This is a genomic window from Tardiphaga sp. 37S4 (genome assembly GCF_021044645.1).
Classification (GTDB): Bacteria; Pseudomonadota; Alphaproteobacteria; order Rhizobiales; family Xanthobacteraceae; genus Tardiphaga; species Tardiphaga robiniae.
The window spans coordinates 5,110,849-5,130,310 of the sequence record NZ_CP088008.1 but is presented as its reverse complement, the minus strand read 5'-3'; the positions used below and the strand labels follow the sequence as shown (position 1 = coordinate 5,130,310).

Below are 19,462 nucleotides of genomic sequence, written 5' to 3'. Positions count from 1 at the left end.
GAGGACATCGAAATTCATCTGTAGCCGATTCTCCGGATCGACTGAGCTGCATTCCGATTGCGACCGAAAGGATTAGCATGACGTTGCATGTGCTTTGTGTGGGAGGCGAGGATCATGCCCTACGGATCCCATTTCTGGCAGCTTTGCGCAGTCGTGGCTTTCGGGTGAGCGCTGCCGGTACTGGCGCCGCACTCCCGTTCTCAAATAGCGGCATCGAGTATCATCGCTATGACTTCAATAGATTCGGTGCACGGGTTGCTGACCGCCTAGCTGTCGGCCAGCTCTCACAGCTTGTGCGTGGCATTCGACCGGACGTTGTTCAAACGTTCGATACCAAACCAAATCTGCTTGCTCCTCTTGCGGTGAGAGGCGCAATCCCCATTGTGCGCACCATCAACGGAATGGGTTGGGTATTCTCCTCGGCACAGCTGAAAGCTCTTGCATTCAGGCCAGCTTACCTAGCGCTGCAGCGGTTGGCCGCCTGCTGGACCTCGGCAACGGTATTTCAAAACAAGGAGGATGGCGACTTTTTCCGCCGCTATCGTCTGCTTGGCAGCAGCCCCGCTGTACTGATCGGAAGTTCGGGAATCGATGTCGATGCTTTCGACACAGCGCGGGCTCAGGCGCCGTCCACCGCACAACTTCGTACAGAACTCGGACTCGGTGACGACGAAGTCGTCATGACTGTGAGCCGACTGACCGTACAAAAGGGCATACCCACGCTTCTGGATGCGGCGGCGATTGTCCGCGAAGCGCGGCCCCGCGTTCGTTTCCTGCTTGTCGGTCCAAGGGAGAGCGAAGGTCCTTTTGCCGTGGATCAGGCTTTGATTGATCGATACGCACCACACGTAATCGCTCTCGGTGCGCGATCCGACGTTCCTGCGCTTCTCGGAATCGCGAATGTCTTTGCCTTCCCGACGGAGTATCGGGAAGGAATCCCCCGTGTTCTGCTGGAAGCAGGATTGGCGGGTGTGCCTATTGTCGCCACGCGTATGCCAGGCTGCGGCGATGTTGTGGTGGAGAACTGCAATGGCCATTTGGTGCCGCCCCGGGACCCGCGTGCGCTCGCCGCAGCCATTCTCGATCTTCTCCAGGATCCTGCCCGCGCAAAGAGCATGGGACAGCGCTCGATCGCGCTCGTGCGCCGTGAGTTCGACCTGAACGTCGTGGCTGACCGCTACGCCGATCTTTACAGGAAGCTGATTTTCACCGGGAGGCGAAGCGAAGATCCGGCTGCTTTGTCTCGCGACGCCCATGAAGATCGAAGGGTTAGCCAGCACAGCGGGAAATCATCATGATCGCCAATGCGCTTCTTTCTTTTGGCATCGTGCTTACGACAGCTTCACAGCTGCGCCTTCCCGGAATTCCGCTGGGTGTTGGCGAGGTCTGTCTTGTCCTGTGGCTAGCCTTCGTCTCATTGCGAGTCATCGTTACCGGCCAGATTTACAACGCGACAGCTTTGCTCCGAATCGGTGCGTTTTGGGCCTGTCTTGCACTCGCCCTGAGCATAGGGACATGCGTGGCCTATCTGAGCGAGGAGCTGGACCTTCCTACGATGTTGCACGACACCTTCGCGTATCTGTTGGTGGCAGCTTTGACCTGCCTCATCGTCGCAACGATGGAAGCCAACGCTGCCCTACGTCAAACCCAATGGTTCCTGCTCGCTTTCTGGAACATCGCACTGGTCCTTCAGATCGCTGCGGGCTGGTCCATCATCAGCCTGCCGTCGGTCGATCCATGGTATTGGGATCGATTTCGAGGCTGGGCGGAGAATCCCAATCAGATCGCTCTCTATTGCGCCGTTTTGACGCCGCTGTCTCTCAGCCTTGCCCTGTCGGCCAAAGGGTTTGGCCGCATAGCGGGATCATTCAGTTGCCTGCTAACCTTCGCCGTCGGGCGCCTGACCAAAAGCGATACATTTCTTGTTGCGATGGTGATTGCCACCGCGATCTTTTCTTTGCTGCGTTTGCGCAGTTGGCTGACCTCGCCACAGCACAGACTAAATTTCCGGTCGGTGGTCGCGGTTCTGGTCATCGCCGCCGCCGTCCCTCTGGCGCTCGCATTAGCACCGTATGCCGTTGCGACCGCCGATGAGTTTGAAGGTCTGGCAATCAGTCTGGCCAAGGACCGTGGCGGCGAGGCAACGAAGCGCACCGCGTCCCTGCGACTGCAACTCTGGGAAGATGCACTCCATCGAGGGCTGGAAACCGGATCGCTCGGGCTGGGGCCAGGCCCGCATCTCGAGAAGCCGAACGTCGCCAATAACAAGGCGCTTCCAACTCCTTTCGAAGCCCATAGCACACTGCTGGATATATTTACGCAAGGTGGCCTGCTCGCTGTGATTGCCGTTTGCGGCCTCTTCGCAGGCACGTTCATGCTTATGTTCCGCGCGAAGCTCGACGCCCTGGCAGCATTGTTCGCTGCGCTGGCCATTTTCAGCATCAGCCATTTCATCTTGCGTCATCCCATCGTGTGGTTCGCGTTTGCTCTCAGCCTGATCCTCGGATCGGCGCGCCCGCCGTCGCCGCACACGCATATCGGAAGCTAGATCATGTGTGGAATCGCCGGAATTCTTCAGATGCCACAAGCTTCCCGATCCGCCGATCTGGATGCGATCGGCCGAATGACGAATCGTTTGCACCATCGCGGACCCGATGCCCACGGTTCGTGGTGCGATCGTGACGCCGGGATTGCATTCGGGCATCGCCGGCTCTCCATCGTTGACCTCACCGACGCGGGGCGACAACCGATGCTTTCCGAGAGCGGCCGATTCGTCATCACATTTAATGGTGAGATCTACAATCATCCGTCGTTGCGACAGGAGCTTCAACGCCTCGGCCAGAACTTCATCGGCAGCAGCGATACCGAGGTCTTGCTCGCGATGATCGAGAGATGGGGATTCGAGGCTGCCCTGGCGCGCTGCAACGGCATGTTCGCAATCGGCCTCTGGGATCGGCAGACCCGTACGCTCCATCTGGCCCGCGATCGAATGGGAAAGAAGCCCCTATACGTCGCCAGAACGAGAAATGCCGTTGTCTTTGCTTCAGAGTTGAAGGCGATCGACGCGTTCCCCGATTTCGTTGCGGAGGTCAATCCGCGCGGGGTCGCTGAATTTCTCGCCCGCGGCTGGCTACCGGATGAACATTGTATATGGAAAGATGTCTTTAAACTTCCGCCCGGCAACATTCTATCTTTCGGCGCCGATGAACTTCTGGCATCTCGGGATGCTGCAGCGCTTCGGGCAAAGACGCGCATTTGGTGGTCGCTGACCGACATCGCAAAGCACGGCCGAAGAAACCCCGTTTCCGCGGACGATGGCGAGCTCGTGTCGCATCTTGATGGCCTACTTCGCGAGGCTGTCGGTGAGCGCATGGTTGCCGACGTGCCAATCGGGCTGTTCCTGTCCGGTGGCATCGACAGTTCAACTGTCGTCGCCCTGATGCAATCCCAATCCACCCGGCCCGTCCGCACGTTCACTATCGGTTTCGGCGAGCCCGCCTTCGACGAAGCGGCCAGTGCCGCGGCCGTGGCTCGTCACCTCGGCACGGACCACACGGAGTTACGTCTCACTCCCTCGGAGGCCATGGATGTCATTCCCGAACTGCCTCGTATTTGGGACGAGCCGTTCGCCGATGAATCGCAGATTCCGACACTGCTGCTATCTCGCCTCGCCCGCCGGGATGTAACTGTTGTCCTCTCCGGTGACGGCGGAGACGAATGTTTTGCTGGATATTCCAGGCATCTTTTGACCGCCCGTCTGGCCCCCCTCCTTAACTCCAATCGAGCACTTCGGCGTACGGCGGCAATGGGTGTGTCATTGCTCGCCCGCGGTTTGCGAGAAGACATCGCTGACGCGTTGCCTCTTCCTGGCCGCCTACGACGGATGATCGGAAGCGACCGGGTTAACCGCCTTGCGCAACTGTTTGCAGGCAATGATGCCGACGACATGTACCGGAAAGTTATGCGGCTTTCCGAGCTGCAATTGACCCCGGAGCGGGTAACCGATTCGGCTAAGGTGCCGCCGCTGAACGATCTTCTATCCGACTTCATTGTGCGGGACATGATCGGTTATCTTCCCGGCGACATTCTGGTGAAGCTCGATCGCGCCAGCATGGCGACAGGCCTGGAAGCGCGCTGTCCAATTCTCGACCATCGCATCGTGGAATTCTCCTGGCGGCTGCCGAACACGGCCAAGGTGCGCGACGGACAGGGCAAGTGGATCTTGCGGCAGGTTCTCAGCCGTTACTTGCCGCGCCACTTGATAGATCGACCCAAGCAGGGCTTCGACGTGCCTGTCGGCGCCTGGTTGAAAGGCCCCCTGCGCTCATGGGCTGCAGACCTGCTCTCCGAATCACGCCTTAACCGCCAGAATTTGCTGGACGTACAACGAGTCCAGAGCTGCTGGCAGGATCATCTGAGTGGCAATCGCGATCACTCGCGAATGCTATGGGCCGTCCTGATGTTGCAATCATGGCTAGGAATGATGGTTGAACAGAGTACGTCCCGATCGACAGATACCCTCGAGCCCGCACAGTAGAGGAGCGAGCTATGGAAGCGTTAGTAGGAAGACGTATTCGATCCCTGCAGGCTCTTTCGCCGGATATGGCAGAGGACGAACTTGGGCGGCGCCTGACGGAACAATCCCTAGCTTCAAATGACGGTCTCCAGTCTTTGAATCGCGTGCTGGATAGCGTGCGGAAGTACAGGCGGCTTATCGTCAGGATGATTGTCGTCGGCGCCTTGCTAGCTGGAGTAGCCGGCCTTCTTATGTCTCCTTCTTATCTGGCGACGGCACAACTTGCTGTTGACGTCCGACAGTCCGGCGCAGTCGATGCCTTGAATGCCGGTGGCGCATCCGCAGCACCTACACCGGCCGCCGAGGAATCCACCATCGACACACATGTCACGGTGCTGCTTTCCGACGCCTATCTGCGGAGACTCCTTCCAACGCTCCGCGCTCTCGAAGATGCGAGGCACGGTGCTGAAACGGGGTCACGAACGTGGATGCAAAGCTTGCGCACGCTCCTTGGTCGTACATGGTCAGCAACCAAGGAGCTACTACTTGGCAAGAACCACGAGCCCGATGACGGGTCGGCTCTCGCTGCGCTAAAGCGCAGCCTGAAGGTTGGCCAGGAGCGGCGCTCCAGAATCATCGCCGTTACTTCTACGGCCGCCAATCCGCAACGAGCGGCGGAAATCGCCAATACGGTGGCACAATCGTATGTCGACGAGGTCGCGCGTCAGAAGCAAAGCGATGTGGAGTATGCTTTGAGCTCCCTTGCGACACAATCATCCAAAGTTCAGCGTGACCTTGCAAAGGCGGAGGAGGAACTAAAAGCCTCCCGTCTTGGCCAGCCCTCTCCCTCACGGGACGCCGCGCTGGAGTGGCAGGTCACCACGCTGGCGCAACAGTTTGAAACGCTCCTGCGGCGGCGGCAGGAGCTCACCGCAAAAGGTCTGACCGCGCAATCAGACGTCAGTATTCTCGCCACGGCCACACCGCCAGAACGACCGACTTCATTACACCCGCTACTTATGATTCCTCCTGCGGCAATTATCTTCGCTCTGCTGGCTTGTGTTCTCGCAGTCGTATTGAATCACTTCGATCGGACCCTGCACACGGAAGCCGACGCCGCTGAAGCTCTGCGTATTCCATGCGCCGGACTGATACCTTCGATTCCACTGGAGCCAGGCAAGCAGCCGCATTATGTTTTGGAGGAGCCTGCGAGCCACTATGCCAGAGCAATCCGCTCCATTCTGGTATCCATACTGGCCTCCGACCCGGCAACCCCACGATCGCAGCGTGTTGTCCTCGTCAGCTCCAGCATCGGTGGGGAAGGCAAGACCACACTTGCATGGAGCCTTGGTCTTTACGCTGCCCGGCTCGGGTGGCGCACTCTACTCCTTGACTTTGGCCAATTCACTCGTCGACCGAGTGGCGAGAGCGCCAACTTACTCAGTGTACTGGCGTATGGCCGTCCACTTGCAGACGCGATCGAACATATCCATGAGTCCGGAATTGACTACCTGCCCGCCACATCGTTTGGGGGACATCGGCTTCGGATTCTCGCCGACCCCAAGATTCCTTCGTTGCTCCGACAGCTGAGCGACACCTATGATTTCGTGATCATCGACGGACCTTCGCTGCTGGAAGCCCCGGAAGCAAGACTTCTGGCGAGTTGGGCTGACCACGTTTTGCTCGCCATTCACTCTGGAAGCACCGATCGTGAGGCGGCGCAGACCGCGCTGCATCAACTTGTTCGGACAGAACATCTCAACCCTGCCCAGAACACGAGATTCTCGTCGGTCTTAACTCGTGTCGAGCCGCTACAGCAGGACCAGTTCGGTGAGCGCGCACAGCAGCTGGTCAAGAGGACTTGGGGCGCACTCTGCCGGCGGTCGAAGAGAGCAATCACGTGGCGAACGTGGCGCGGAGACGCAATCGAGCTGAAACGCTCCGGATCACCCAAACTGAACCCCCGCAATTGGTTGAGAAGCGATTGAGGGCAGCATGATTATCGAGACCTTCGGTCCACCAGGCGCTGGCAAAACAACCTTTAGTCGGGCACTCGCTCAACGCCTGCGTGACCGCGGGTATGAGGTCGACCTCGTACTTACGTTGCCGCATCTATCCAATCATCTTCTGAACTTTGGTGGATTTCTTCCAGCGCTGCAGCGCGTCACTCTCGCGATCTTCGCCACCATCGCAATCTTGTGCCGTCCTGTCGCAAATGCCCGAGGGTTGCGTCTGGCGAAAGACCTGCTCCGACTGATGCCACCCAACAATCCCGTTTGGCGGATCAGGCTTAGCCAATACGTCGTCCGATTCTCCTGCGTGTGGAGAGATTCGCACAAGTCAGATCGCATCGTCTTGTTCGACCAGGGCTTTGTGCAGATCGTTTGCACCTTGGCCCTGTTTAGCCGAGCAGACGAGAAGACGATCGCTCGTGCAATCGGCATGAGGACACAATCCGATCTGCTGATCCGGTTTGATGCTCCGAAGGAGCTGTTGGAAAAGCGCCTCCATGAGCGAGTACACCAAAAAACCTACATGGAGAAATGGTTCGAGCCTGACGTAGCGACCTTTCTCAAGGCAAAGCCGATTACTGACTACGTTGGCTCATTACTCGCGGCCGAGCATCAACGGGTGATCTGCATCAACTCGCTTGATCCCGGCCTGATGTCCAGGGCTCTCGACCGTATCGAAGAAGAGGTCTCGAGTAAGTTCAGGCCCAACGGAGCGGTCAGCTCGTCACCCGACCCAGGGGAGGAAAGTTTTGAACCTTATGCCGAGAAGTTCACGCCACCCCTGTCGACGCCCGAGACAATCGGAGCTTTCACAGCTCCGGCTCAACCCGAGCTCGCTCGGCGCATGGCCAGCGCAAGTCTGTGGGCGTTCGTTATCTATGTTGGCGGCGCCGGGCTGACGTGCGTGGCTCAACTTGTCATTGCCCGTACGATAGGAGCGACGAGTTACGGTATCTATTCATACGTCTTGGCCTGGACGACCCTCCTCTCTTACATCGCGGGACTCGGGTTCAACACGGTTCTGCTGCGATATGTGCCGGCCTATAGCGCGACCGGAAAGTGGCCATTGGCGCGCGGAGTCATTCAATTTGCATTCGGACGATCATTGTTGGTTGGGATGTTGATTGCGATCTGCGGAGTCGCCACCGCACTATTCCTGTCGGAGACGCTTCATCGGGAGCTGACTATCAGTCTGGCGGTTGGCATGGCGACCGTCCCATTGGTCGCGCTTTACGTTCTCGGTTCCGCTACGGTACGCGCGCTGGGTGGCGTCATTTCGGCAATTGCGCCCGAACGCTTCGTTCGGGATGGCCTTATGGTCGTGCTGCTTCTGCTTGCCGTGGCACTCAACGTCACGCCAATTGATGCGACAACGGTTTTGATCGCTTTGATGGCAAGCTCTGCCGTCACAGCGGCCATCGTCGGACTGAGCATGCGGAAGCTTTGGCCGCCACAACTACGCTCGGCGGTGCCGGCTTATGCACCTCGCGACTGGTGGCATCTCGCCTGTCCTGTCATGATCTTGATTGGAGTTGAGGTTCTCATGAGCCGCGCCGGCGTGATTATCCTCGGCTGGACCGGCGATGCCCACGAGGCTGGCATCTTCGCACTGGGGTTGAATTTAGCTCTTTTTCTTGTTCTCCCTCGGATGGCAGTAGGGACTTTCTTTTCGCCGAACGTCTCGAAGCTTCACGCGCATCGGAATGAGGCAGCGCTTCAGAGTCTGTTTGCCCGAGCAACTGTCCTGTCGCTGGCTGGAACAGTCGTGCTGGCACTTCCACTTTTGTTGCTGACGGTACCGCTACTCCGCTTTTTTGGCGAGGAATTCGTTGCAACAGCTCCGGTCGCCCAAATTCTCGTCGTCGGACAGATCTTTGCTGCTGCTACTGGTCCGCAGCAAAATCTTCTGACCATGACTGGGCACGAGCGAGCAGCTGCCGCAATCACAGCGATCGGAGCCATCATGAACGTTGTCGCCTGTGCAATCGGCATTGCTTTCTTTGGAGTGATGGGTGCCGCCGTTGCGACGGCCGTGACGAATGTAGCCTGGAACATGGCAATGGCGATCTACATCTACAAACGCGTGAACATGACGGCCGGCCTGCTCTTTGCCTTTGTAGAGTTTCGTCGGCCCGCCGCCGCTGAATAGCGCGGTAATTGGATAGAGGCCGGAAAATTGGTGCAGCCCTATCATTCACTCGAAGGACGTCAATAGCCGACGTGTGGCCTACGATCTCCATCCCGCAACGGTGAGTACCGTCATGCAACTTCAGAGATTTCCCGATGGATCCTTGGCGAAACGCGCGAAAACGTTCGCTGGCGGGCGCGCACTTTCCGGAGATTCAAGCGAGCCTGCACAAGCCCTCTGGATGGAACCTCCCGAATTGCCTCTCGACCTGGGCGGGCCTGTCGATCGCCCGTTCGATCGTATGGGGGCCGAATTTGCTGGCGTGCCCGCGATCACACATCTGGATGCGGTGGCAAAGAGATTTCCGAACAAGGTAGCCATCAGCGATGACACCCGCCAAATCACATATTCGGATTTTCTGATCAGAGTTTTGACGCTGGCCCAGGCGATTGCAGCGGTGGCTCCCGAGGGGCGGGCCGTCGGCCTGTTGTTGCGCCACTCGATCTGGCATCCGATCGCCATGCTTGCATGTATGGCCGCAGGGCGCCCCCTGGTGCCGCTCAATCCGCGCGATCCCGACCAGCGACTTGCCCACATCGTTGCAAATGCGCAGATTTCTGTACTGATCGGCCAGGGCGACAGTAGCTCAACCAAATGGATCGACGAAGACGGCCTGCGTTGGATCGATATTACGCGCGCCAACGAACTTTTCGGCAACGCCGCATCGCTTGAGCCGATTTCGGTGGATGCTCCTGCCCTCGTGCTCTACACCTCGGGCAGCACCGGACAGCCAAAGGGCGTTGTGAATAGTCAACGCAGCTTGCTCCAGCGCGTCCAGCAATATGCGGATGCATGCCACATCGACGCCACTGACGTCTTCATGCCTCTGAGCGGCCCTACGACCATTGCGGGCACCAGAGAGATGCTCACGGCCTTGCTGACCGGCGCAAGATTGCATATGGCGGATGTCGAGGCCCTTGGCCTTCGCGGCGTGTTGCGTCAGATCCGATCGCAGCAGATAACGATCACCTACATCGTTCCCGCTCTCCTGCGGGCAGTGATTACCGCGAGCGAAACCGGTGATTTCGAATCGCTCCGGGTTGTTCGCATCGGCGGCGAGAAGGTGCTGTGGACGGATGTTGCACTCGTCCGAAAGGTCGTGAAGCCCTCCTGCTTCATCCAGATCAGCTATTCGTCGACCGAGACTACCGGCACGCAGTGGTTTCTTCCCGACGACTGCAAGGAAAGTGATTTCAGCATACCCCCGGTTGGCTATTTGCTTCCCGGAATGTCGTTTGCCGTCGTCGACGACAACGGGGTGCCTGTGCCCACCGACGAGGTTGGGGAGCTGATCATTAAGAGTATGCACGTGCTGCTTGGTTACTGGGAGAACGGTCAGGTGCTCCCTGCATTACCCGACCCGGATGACGACCGTTGCCGCATCTTCCCGACAGGCGACCTTGTTACTGTCGATGCGCGCGGATTGATGCAGATGCTGGGACGAAAGGGGCGTCAGCTCAAAATCAATGGACGGCGTGTCGAACCGGCTGAACTCGAGGTCGTCGTACGCAGAATTCCCTATGTGAGCGACGCCGTCGCCATCGTCACCGATTCAAGCGAGCTGGTTATTTTTGCATCGCCAGGTGTCGAGGCCAAGGCAACATTCACGGCTGACGTTCGGGACGTTATCAGGCAGACGCTTCCGACCGCATTGCATCCCACCAGACTGCATGAAATCGCGGAACTTCCGCGCCTCGCCGGCGGAAAGATAGACGTCGCAAAACTCAAGGCGCTGGATAGCGAGAGCCGAAGAGGTCCGCCCCCGCCTCAGCCTCCAGGGGCGGGCGAAGTGAAGCAGGCCGGAAAAATGGTGGCGCAGGTATGGACGCGGATCCTCGGCACGACTGACGTTGCTGGCCGCTGGGACGAGGCAGGTGGCGATTCCCTCAAGCTTCTGCGATGCGTGATGGAGCTGGAAGAGCTGGTCGGCCAAGAGCTCAATATGGAAGCTTTCACGGTGGACATGAGCGCAGCCGATATGATTCAGATCGTCGCTGCAGGTGGCCGATCGCAGCGGCAACAAGCCGCCGGGGAACTTCTGCCTCATCTGGTGATGTTGCCAGGCTCGATAGGTTACGGTCCGAGTCTGGCGGCGTTCGGGGCGCAGCTGAGCAAGACGGCTCATGTGATCCCGATCCGCTACCCGGATCTGACGTCTGCCCTGACCGGATGCGGCTCGGTCGACCACATGGCGACGTTGGCTCTGGAACAGATTAACGCCGTTCATCCTCGCGGCGACATACGTCTGATCGGCTATTCGCTGGGTGGCGGCGTCGCATTTGAAGTGGCTGCCCGGCTGATTGCGGAAGGCCGGTCGGTGAAATTTTTGGGCATTCTGGATACGAATATCGGCCCCCGCAGGAGTGACTATCGGGAGACCCTGTCACGTACGCTGCAACGAGTTAGATCACACCGGGTTACGATGTACCGAATGCTGTGTCGCGCTATCGCAAAATGTGTTGCTCGACTCCACTGGGAGGTGAAGTTCTGTCGAATTCTCGATGCGAGGATCTGGACGCGTTTGGCCGGCACCCGCTTCATGCTCAAGTTGGAGCTTGAGGAGATTCTCCGGATGCAGGAATTCGGCCGCTGGGTGGCGAGTGCCAAATCTCGCTTGCCAATTACCGGAACGCTATTCCTTTGCAACCGGCGAGGGTCACCAGCACACCTCGGATGGGACTCTCTGTTTGCAAAACTGGAGGTAATTCCGATTGCTGGCGGCCATCTCGATCTCGTGATCGACCCGCATTTGACCGTCAACCGACCGGTCATCGAACGAGCGATCAAGTCGTCCTGTTCCTGATCTTCGACCAACAGATCCAACAGATTGGAACGAGGCGATGCTGATCGCAAAGGCCCCCTTTGGATCAAGGTCGCAAGTAGCTCCAGCCTCGCTCTTGCAGCTCCATGATCCGTACCACTCCGGATTTGGTGACCTTGGCCTGCGGGATGAGAGGAATATCTTTCGCCTCAGCTTTTGCCATGTTCTCGCGGGTGTTCCCGCATGCTGAAAAGGTCAGCTGTGGCATGGTTTCGCTCATGGATTTGATGCGCGCTTTGACGGGAGAAGTGTCATCTCGCAGCATATGCAGTCCGGGTCCAAAAACGACCACTTCGATCCCCACCTTTTGACCGATCTCGCTGTAGTGCTGAGCTACATTGCTGACATTATTGAGAGCGAGATTGATTGTCGCGGGGTCATTGACGTCAACCTGTACAACGAGCCGATGGGGCTGCATTCGGATGGCGGCAGTGGTCACCTTGGCGTTGGCGTTCATTTTGGCAGAAGTCTTGGCAGACGTATTGATTTCTACAGCGCCGCTGGTTTGGGTGCTCAGCATCAAGATACTCCCAACGGCGGCCATGCTGGCGAAGACGACGAGTGATCTGTTCATGTTGTTTCCTTGAGTGTGCTGGGAGTGCGGGCTCAAGTGTGCGCGATAGCGTAATCGCGCGCGAACGGGCGGGTCAAGAATGGTTCAGACAATGCAGGCATGATCTACTTAATTGCCGCGATTGGTGCGCCTACCTCGTTGTGACTACTTCCATTGCTACATCGACAAACGGCCGATGATGGCTGTGTCATCAAAATGGACACACATAAAAGCTCACCTGAGTTGTCACGATGTGGTCACAGGCAGTTGAGGTAGCATCGCATTGGCTACCGCGATCCAAAGCTGTTGAGGGCTCCCGCGCAACAAGCAGAACCGCCGCGCGTGCCTCGTCTGCAGTAGGAGCTTGCATTCTGTGGGTCCTCATTGGGGCTGCGGAGGATGGGCTATGCGGTGAAAGCCAATTCCGCGCGCAGGCCTCCGAATCTTCTCAAACACGGGAGCGGAACAGGGCTGAAGCCCTTGCACCTGTGCTTGTCGCGCCCCCCCGAGCAGAACTCAATGCAGCCCAGTCGACGGCTGAAGCGACCAGCACCACGCTAAGACAGGCGCTTGATCAAGAGCGAGCTAGGGCAGACGCCCTTGCGGGTGAACTTGCGACCCTCCGGGCGGAACTCGAGACGGCGCGGGTGTCAGGCAAGGAATCTGCCCAGGCCATCGAGGTAGGGATCAGGCAAACGCAAGCGCTCGAACAGGAGCGAGACAAAACAATCGACCTTATGCGTGAGCTTGCCTTCCTTCGGACGGAACTCGACGCGGCGCGGATCGTGATTTCGAAAGCTGTGCAAGCCACCGAGGCAGAGATCAAGCAAGAGCAGGCGCTCGAACAGCAGGAGCGGTGGAAGGCAGACGCGCCCGCCTATGACCTTGCTTCCCTTCGGGCGGAACTCGATACGGTGCGGATCGCAGCTTCGGACGCCGCAAAAGCCACCGCGGCAGAGATCGAGCAAAAGCAGGCGCTCGAACAGCAGCTCAAACAGCAGCAAGACGGGACGGAAGCCCTCAAGCGTGAATTGATCTCTCTCCGGACCGAACTCGACGCGGCGCGTGCCGCGACGCCGGAGGCTGCGCGGATCGTCGAGGCTGCGAAGGTCGAACAAGAGCGCGCATCTGCAAAGGAGCGCAGCCGGACCGAGGCAGTCGCCCGCGAGCTCTCCTCGGCGCGTCAGCAGATCGAGGAGCATGCCAGCCGCCTCGCGGCGGCACACGCTGAGGTGCTTCGGGCGACGGAGGCCAGCAACACCACGGCAGCAGAGCAGAAGCGAGCTCTTGCCAGCGAGCGCGAGCGTGCTGACGCACTTGTGCAGGAGCTTGCTCTTGTTAAGAACCAACTGGAGGCTCGAAACCAGCAGCTTGCTGCCGTGAGTGCTTCTCAGACTCTCGCTTCGCGCCAACCCGCCCCTACTGGCCGGAACGAAGGCGCGGCGGAGCCCCATGCGAAGACGACCGAGGGAAAGATCACCTTGCCGCAGTGGGCTTCCACTCAGGCCGTCGCTTCATATGCGGAACGATCGTCCGTGTTGGAAACGCCACCGCAAGCACGGTCGACCGCTCGCGAAGCCGTGCCAAGTGTGGAGCCGAAAGTCCCCGTGGCATCAGAGGCAACCGTGCTGGCGAGTGTCGCTCCCTATTCTGTGGCGGACGAACAGAGACTGCTTGTTCGGGCGAACGCATTGCTCCGGCAAGCTGACATCAGCGGGGCGCGCCCATTGCTTGAACACGCTCTTGGACATGGTAGCGCGCGAGCCGCCTTTATGCTCGCGGAGACCTACGACGCCCGCGTGCTGAAATCGTGGAGCGCACGTGGGGTCCATGGTGATTCCAGAAAGGCACTCGAACTGTATGAAAAGGCACAGGCGGGCGGCATTGAGGATGCGAAGGCGAGGATTGAGTCGCTGAAATAGCAGCCTGCTCCTGACGCGTCAGCCCTAGATGGTCATTCCGAGAATGGAGACTCGCATGTCGCTCATCAAGTTCTCATTTGCTATGGCATTGGCGGCGTTCGGGCTGCAACTGGCTGCCAATGCCCAATCTCTCCCGCCACGCGAGACGCAGGCTATGGCGGCGGTGAAAAGGACCGAAACGGCCGCGAAAGAGCGCATCAATGCATGGACTGTCGGCCTCGCCGGCGGGCTCATTGAAGGGGCTCCGCTTCGCCTAGCGGCGGAGATCGCTCGCGTCGTAAACGAGGAGGATAAGCTTCACGTCCTTCCGATTGTGACGCGCGGAGCAACGGAAAACGTCAATTCGCTGCTGTATCTTAGAGGCGTTGATGCGGCGATCATCAACACGGATGCTCTTGAGGAATATAAAGCTCAAGTTCCGTCTATCGAACGGCGCATCGTTTACGTTCTGAACCTCTTTCCGTCCGAACTGCACATATTCGTCCGCCCGGAGATCCGGTCGCTCGAAGAGCTCAAGGGAAAAAAGGTCAATTTCAATACGCAAGGTACGGCAGCCGCCTATTCCGGTCCGCTGATCTTCAGTCGGTTGGGACTAAACGTGGAAAAGATGTTCATTCCGCACCAGGTCGCATTGGAGCAAATGAAGCGCGGAGAAATCGCGGCCGTTGTGTTTGTGACGTCAAAGCCCGTCGACGCCTTTCTGAAGGGACGCTGGGATCCCGGATTTAAGTTCCTCCCCGTCGAATACGGCGCCAAATTTGAGGACTACTATCTTCCATCGTCTATCGATGCGGCGGACTATCCGAGTCTGGTGCCGAAAGGTGAGCGGATAGCGACGATTGCAGTCCCCACCATTCTTGCGGCCTATAACTGGCCACAACAGTCTGACCGATACCGGCGCGTGGCGCGCCTTGTCGATCACCTGTTTGGTCGCTTCGACCGGTTGCAGTCCCCTGGTTTCGATCCGAAATGGAAAGAGGTCAATCTGCGGGCCAGCGTGCCGAGCCTCGGCCGGTTTAAGCCGGCGCAGGAATGGCTTGATCTTCCGCAAGCCGTAACAGCGGGACAGTCCCCATGAAGGACACGGGTACTCTCGGTCTGGCTGTGCTCTTGGTTATGAGCCAGACCGTGTGTGCTCAAACCGGTGGCGCCATAGATCGCCTGAAGACCTGCTCACAGTTTGAAGGCATGGAGCGCTTGAAGTGCGTCGATGAGCTGTTGGGGGAGATGACCGAAACTCGCGCTACCACGCCGTCTCCAAGTCCGAACTGGATCATCAGCGAGACCACCTCTCCGGTGGATTATCAGCCGCAGATTGAGGCGCTGATGACAGCGCGCACAGCATCGCAAAATGCTGCCTCCGCGCTCGCCATCCATTGTCGCGCCCATCGCACGGAGTTGATAATTTCCACAAAGGGGTCCTGGAAGCCGGTCCCGGATGGTGAGGTGAAGGTCGCGCACCGGATCAACGAAGAGCCGGCTGTTGAACAGCGCTGGAGAGCCATAGAAGTGGGGAAAAGTCTTGCCTTTCCAGGCGACGTCGTCCGCTTGCTCCGTTCAATGCCGGATGGTAGCCAGCTTCTCGTTAAAGTCCACGTTGGGAAAGGTCCGGCATATGAAAGTACGTTTCAATTGGTCGGCTTGAATGCCATCCGACGCAAGATGGCGACGGCATGCAACTGGCCCGCGCCCTGACCGACGCGCGTACGAGTGCAGGACAACGCGACCAGTTCGCTCGCCTCCGTTGCGAAGATACCAGCCCGACATATCTGTCGCCTTGCGGCATGCGCAATTGCCTTCGCGCCCGCTCGTCCATTCAATGCTCCAACATCTTCAATGTCTTGGCATTGCGGCAACGACGGTTGTGCTGAACTGAACCAAGCCGCCGGCGAGGCTTCGGCAAGTCGCGGCGCCGGCTGGTCCCCTAGTCCTCCCGCATGCCACGCCGTATCGCATCGGTCATCGGTTGCATGAGATAGGCAAGAACGGTGCGTTCACCAGTCGCGATCAGGACGTCGGCCATCATGCCGGGCTTGAGCTTCTCGCGAATTTTGTCGGGAAATTTCGTCACTTGCACTGAAACTTTGACTTCGTAGTAAGGCTGGTGCGTGGCTTCGTCGCGAAGCGCATCGGCTGCCACCGAGAGAACCTCACCGATGGCGATCGGCGTCGAGCGAGCCTTGAACGAGGGAAGCCGCACTTCCGTGGGCATGCCGATTTGTACGTGATTGACATCGAGAGAGGATATTTTCGCGGCAACCACGAGGACGTCGTTGTCCGGTACGATTTCCATCAAGACGTCGCCCGGCTTGATCACCGCGCCGACCGTATGGACTTTCAGATTGACGATACGTCCCGAGCGAGATGCACGCACGTCCATCCGACCAAGAACGTCAGCGGCCATGCGCAGCTTCTCGCGCGCGTCGGCGAGCTGAGCGCGGGTGTCGGCAAGCTTACCGGTGGCTTCCTCCAGAACTTTCTGCCCGACCTGATTGATCTGTAACCGTGCTTCGTCAATGATCCGTCCGAAGCGCGCGATGTCGGCGTCGTATGAACCAATTCGGCCCTCAAGGTCGGATTTGGAACGCTCCAGAGTCGCAATCCGCGCGAACGGAACAATCCCCTGGTCGGCGAGCGGCTTGAGCTTGGTATATTCCTGCGCCATGCTGTCAAACTGCGCGCGTGCAGCCTTGCTTTGCGCAGCGTTTCCCTGGATCTGGCGCTGCGCCTGTCCGATCTTTTCTTCAAGGATCGAAACCTCGATCTTTCGCGCGACGCGGCGTTCCTCGAACCGCCGCTTCTGGTCGCCCATGGCACGCTGCGCAGAGGGATCGGAGGCCTTCTGCGTCAGTTCGGATGGAAACGTGATCGTATCGGCCCCATCGGCTTCCGCAAGCAGACGCGCCTCTTCCGCGATTGCCGAATACACGGCCGAACGCGCCATCTCCTCCCGCGCCCGGTCCTGTGTTGGATCGAGTCGCAACAGCACCTGTCCCTGTTCGACATGCGCGTCGCCCCTCACCATCAGGCTTTGGACGATGCCACCTTCCAGGTGCTGAACGGACTTACGGTCGCTCTCGACGACGATCGAGCCTGCAGCCACGACGGCACCATCGATGGAGGCTAGGCCAGCCCAACCACCAAACACTACGAAGGTCAGGAACACGATACCAAAGCCGCGTCTCGCCGGAGTGCGCCAATCGCCCGATGGATCGCCATTTGCGTTCCCGGCGTCTCGATTCGGGAATATCGACAGCCATACCTTTGATAGCCAAATCAGCAACTGCGCCTTGATCTCCACAAATCGTTGCAAGACATCAGGCCTGCGAAACGCGTGGCCACCATCGCTCAAACGTCTGAGGAGTCGCGCCAGTTCGTCCTGAGCAGCAATCTCTGCTCGCAATTTGGGAATCTTCATCATTGCCTCGTGACATGGACAGGCCGAACCGAACTTGGGAACGGCGCGTGGCGCGAGGCCCCATCAACTCGGTGGCTTTCTGTTGCGATCCGCGGTTCGCGGCGCATGGGCGCAACGGTCTCACCAAGAAGCAAGGGAAGAAGCTCTTCGCGCGTACCCGCGCGCCCGATGCGTCCGTCATGCATGAAAACAATCTTGTCGACCAATGAAAGGAGATTTGGTCTGTGATTGATGATCACGATCGTTACACGCTGTTGACGGAGCATTTGGATGGCATCAGCCAGAGCACGATCGCCGTCACCGTCCAGATTGGCGTTCGGTTCATCGAGCACGACAAAGACGGGCCTGCCAAAAAGTGCGCGGGCCAACCCGATGCGTTGTCGCTGGCCGCCGGAAAGACCCGCCCCGTTTTCCCCGATGACAGTGTCGTAGCCCTGCGGCAGCCGCTGGATCATGGCGTGCGCCGAAGCCAGCTGCGCCGCCTCGACAACCTGTTCATCCAACGCGCCGTCACGAAAGCGAGCGATGTTGTCGCGGACGGTCCCGGCGAATAATTCAACATCCTGCGGCAAGTAACCGAAACTTTGTCCAAGGAAACTGGCCTCGAAATGCCGGATGTCATTTCCATCGACGCGTACGCAACCCTGTGCGGCTGGCCAGGCTCCAACCAGCGCGCGCGCTAGGGAAGATTTGCCGGAACCGGACGCACCGACGATCGCAACAACTTCGCCAGGTGACAGCCGGAAACTGACATCGGAAATCGCCGCCAACTGCGATCCCGGTACCATAACGGTCAAAGCCTCGACGGAGATGTTGCCGACCGGGGGCGGCAATCGCGTCGGTTGTCTTTCCGTCGCCCGCGTCCGCAGAGCCTCGTCGAGGCGGGAAAAAGACGTCCGCGCTGACACGAACGCTCTCCATTGTGCGACGGCCGCCTCAACCGGCGCCAGCGCACGCCCCATGATCAGGGAGGCAGCGAAGAGAACGCCTCCCGAGATCTCCTGATGAATTGCCAGGTAGGCCCCGACGCCCATAATCGCCACCTGAATCGCCATCCGCAGAAATTTCGAGATTGCGAGCAGCGTTCCGCCGCGTTCTCCGGCCTTGGCGCTTTCAACGAGCGCCTGTCCATGCGTGGCGCCCCAGGCGGCGCGTATGGCAGGCCCCATTCCGAGACCACGGATCGCTTCCGCGTTACGAAGCGAGGACGTCAATCGGTCCAGAGCGTGGAGATTCTTGAACGAAGCCGCCATCAGCGGCGCTTTGGTGGCGCGCTCATTGAGAAAGGCGAGCGCAAGGATGACCAGCGCGCCTGTCAGAGCAACCATGCCGATCGACGGATGAAGCAGAAAACACATGCCGAGAAAAATCGGAGTCCAGGGTGCGTCCATCAGAGACGTGATCACGCCGCCGGATAGAACGTCGCGCAATGTGTCGACGTCGCGCAACAGCTGAACATGATGCGAGCTTCCTGTGCGCACTGCCTGCGCGAGAGCCGTTTCGAAAGCTTCTCCTGACAGCAAATGGTCGAAGCGAATTCCGGTTTGCACGAGAACACGGCTGCGAAAGTGCTCGAGTGCTGCGTAACTGATGAAAAGTGCGAGCGCGATCAGCGAAAGCAGCAACAGCGTCATCGCGTTTCGGCTCGTCAGCACGCGATCGTAGATCTGCATCGTATAAAGCGGCGAAACGAACACCAGAAGATTTATGAAGATAGACAGCCCGCCAGCGGCAAGCAGGCCTGGACGTATCTGGCGGAAAGCGTCCGCAAGCGCGGGCGGTCTTGCTGAAGTATACATGTGTGCATCCAGGCCGCCCGGATCGGACGGCGCTAACGTTAGAGAAGCCATATGCGAAGAAGCGAGCGCGAATGGGCTCGTACGCAACACATCCCGCACTGCGCGAGACGGCATTCCTCTCGCGACCATACTGGCCGCGATGATCCCCAATGGGGGGCCATGAAGGCCCCCCAAGTCGCTTTCATATGCGCGGATCACCGCGCATATGTCGTTCTTTGTCGCAGACTCAGTTC

The 19,462-nt window shown here is 58.8% G+C and carries 12 protein-coding genes; 9 read left to right on the top strand and 3 right to left on the bottom strand.

Features of this window, described 5'->3' with window-relative positions; translation table 11 throughout:
- Positions 1-77 precede the first annotated feature (77 nt).
- The 6 genes from LPB73_RS24270 to LPB73_RS24245 all read left to right on the top strand — a co-directional run bounded on the left by LPB73_RS24270 (position 78) and on the right by LPB73_RS24245 (position 11,519).
- The gene (locus LPB73_RS24270; RefSeq protein WP_231078482.1) at positions 78-1,298 is read left to right on the top strand and encodes a glycosyltransferase; all 1,221 of its coding nucleotides are present in this window, start codon (positions 78-80) and stop codon (positions 1,296-1,298) included.
- Positions 1,295-2,548, top strand: coding sequence for an O-antigen ligase family protein (locus LPB73_RS24265; RefSeq protein ID WP_231078481.1), 1,254 nt, complete (start codon positions 1,295-1,297; stop codon positions 2,546-2,548). Before LPB73_RS24270 ends, LPB73_RS24265 begins: the two co-directional genes overlap by 4 nt.
- Before the next feature lie 3 nt (positions 2,549-2,551).
- The gene (gene asnB, locus LPB73_RS24260) at positions 2,552-4,537 is read left to right on the top strand and encodes an asparagine synthase (glutamine-hydrolyzing) (RefSeq protein WP_256461206.1); all 1,986 of its coding nucleotides are present in this window, start codon (positions 2,552-2,554) and stop codon (positions 4,535-4,537) included.
- A gap of 11 nt (positions 4,538-4,548) precedes the next feature.
- Positions 4,549-6,504, top strand: a complete 1,956-nt coding sequence (locus LPB73_RS24255) for an AAA family ATPase (RefSeq protein WP_231078479.1) — start codon at positions 4,549-4,551, stop codon at positions 6,502-6,504.
- Between the two features lie 7 nt (positions 6,505-6,511).
- Complete coding sequence (locus LPB73_RS24250) at positions 6,512-8,677, top strand: polysaccharide biosynthesis C-terminal domain-containing protein (RefSeq protein ID WP_231078478.1); 2,166 nt, start codon at positions 6,512-6,514, stop codon at positions 8,675-8,677.
- A 112-nt stretch (positions 8,678-8,789) separates the two neighbouring features.
- A complete protein-coding gene (locus LPB73_RS24245) occupies positions 8,790-11,519 on the top strand; it encodes a non-ribosomal peptide synthetase (RefSeq protein WP_231078477.1) in 2,730 nt (909 codons plus the stop codon).
- A 64-nt stretch (positions 11,520-11,583) separates the two neighbouring features.
- Here the strand turns inward: LPB73_RS24245 and LPB73_RS24240 are convergent, their stop codons facing one another.
- Positions 11,584-12,111 carry a hypothetical protein gene (locus tag LPB73_RS24240; protein WP_089266626.1) on the bottom strand — a complete coding sequence of 176 codons (528 nt, stop codon included), beginning with the start codon at positions 12,109-12,111 and terminating at the stop codon, positions 11,584-11,586.
- A 626-nt stretch (positions 12,112-12,737) separates the two neighbouring features.
- On the opposite strand from LPB73_RS24240, the gene LPB73_RS24235 reads away from it, so the two are divergent.
- From LPB73_RS24235 to LPB73_RS24225, 3 genes are read left to right on the top strand one after another with little or no spacing between them, the layout of a single operon-like run.
- Entirely contained in the window at positions 12,738-14,012 is a 1,275-nt protein-coding gene (locus LPB73_RS24235) for a hypothetical protein (protein ID WP_231078476.1), read from the top strand.
- A 55-nt stretch (positions 14,013-14,067) separates the two neighbouring features.
- On the top strand, positions 14,068-15,090 hold the full coding sequence (locus LPB73_RS24230) for a TAXI family TRAP transporter solute-binding subunit (RefSeq protein WP_231078475.1): 1,023 nt from the start codon (positions 14,068-14,070) through the stop codon (positions 15,088-15,090).
- Positions 15,087-15,707 (top strand): type VI secretion system-associated protein TagO, encoded by a 621-nt coding sequence (locus tag LPB73_RS24225; RefSeq protein ID WP_231078474.1) that lies wholly within the window; start codon positions 15,087-15,089, stop codon positions 15,705-15,707. Before LPB73_RS24230 ends, LPB73_RS24225 begins: the two co-directional genes overlap by 4 nt.
- A 229-nt stretch (positions 15,708-15,936) precedes the next feature.
- Here LPB73_RS24225 and LPB73_RS24220 read toward each other — a convergent pair whose 3' ends face one another.
- Together LPB73_RS24220 and LPB73_RS24215 are read right to left on the bottom strand one after the other, a co-directional pair.
- Positions 15,937-17,430, bottom strand: coding sequence for an HlyD family type I secretion periplasmic adaptor subunit (locus LPB73_RS24220; RefSeq protein WP_231078473.1), 1,494 nt, complete (start codon positions 17,428-17,430; stop codon positions 15,937-15,939).
- On the bottom strand, positions 17,430-19,229 hold the full coding sequence (locus LPB73_RS24215; RefSeq protein ID WP_231078472.1) for a type I secretion system permease/ATPase: 1,800 nt from the start codon (positions 19,227-19,229) through the stop codon (positions 17,430-17,432). The genes LPB73_RS24220 and LPB73_RS24215 overlap by 1 nt, the downstream gene beginning before the upstream one ends.
- Between the last annotated feature and the right edge of the window lie 233 nt (positions 19,230-19,462).

Bases quoted from the DNA above. Each gene is read 5' to 3' on its own strand.
- LPB73_RS24220 (WP_231078473.1), bottom strand. From the start codon at position 17,430: ATGAAGATTCCCAAATTGCGAGCAGAGATTGCTGCTCAGGACGAACTG.
- LPB73_RS24255 (WP_231078479.1), top strand. From the start codon at position 4,549: ATGGAAGCGTTAGTAGGAAGACGTATTCGATCCCTGCAGGCTCTTTCG.
- LPB73_RS24225 (WP_231078474.1), top strand. From the start codon at position 15,087: ATGAAGGACACGGGTACTCTCGGTCTGGCTGTGCTCTTGGTTATGAGC.
- LPB73_RS24245 (WP_231078477.1), top strand. From the start codon at position 8,790: ATGCAACTTCAGAGATTTCCCGATGGATCCTTGGCGAAACGCGCGAAA.
- asnB (WP_256461206.1), top strand. From the start codon at position 2,552: ATGTGTGGAATCGCCGGAATTCTTCAGATGCCACAAGCTTCCCGATCC.
- LPB73_RS24250 (WP_231078478.1), top strand. From the start codon at position 6,512: ATGATTATCGAGACCTTCGGTCCACCAGGCGCTGGCAAAACAACCTTT.
- LPB73_RS24240 (WP_089266626.1), bottom strand. From the start codon at position 12,111: ATGAACAGATCACTCGTCGTCTTCGCCAGCATGGCCGCCGTTGGGAGT.
- LPB73_RS24270 (WP_231078482.1), top strand. From the start codon at position 78: ATGACGTTGCATGTGCTTTGTGTGGGAGGCGAGGATCATGCCCTACGG.
- LPB73_RS24230 (WP_231078475.1), top strand. From the start codon at position 14,068: ATGTCGCTCATCAAGTTCTCATTTGCTATGGCATTGGCGGCGTTCGGG.
- LPB73_RS24215 (WP_231078472.1), bottom strand. From the start codon at position 19,229: ATGTATACTTCAGCAAGACCGCCCGCGCTTGCGGACGCTTTCCGCCAG.
- LPB73_RS24265 (WP_231078481.1), top strand. From the start codon at position 1,295: ATGATCGCCAATGCGCTTCTTTCTTTTGGCATCGTGCTTACGACAGCT.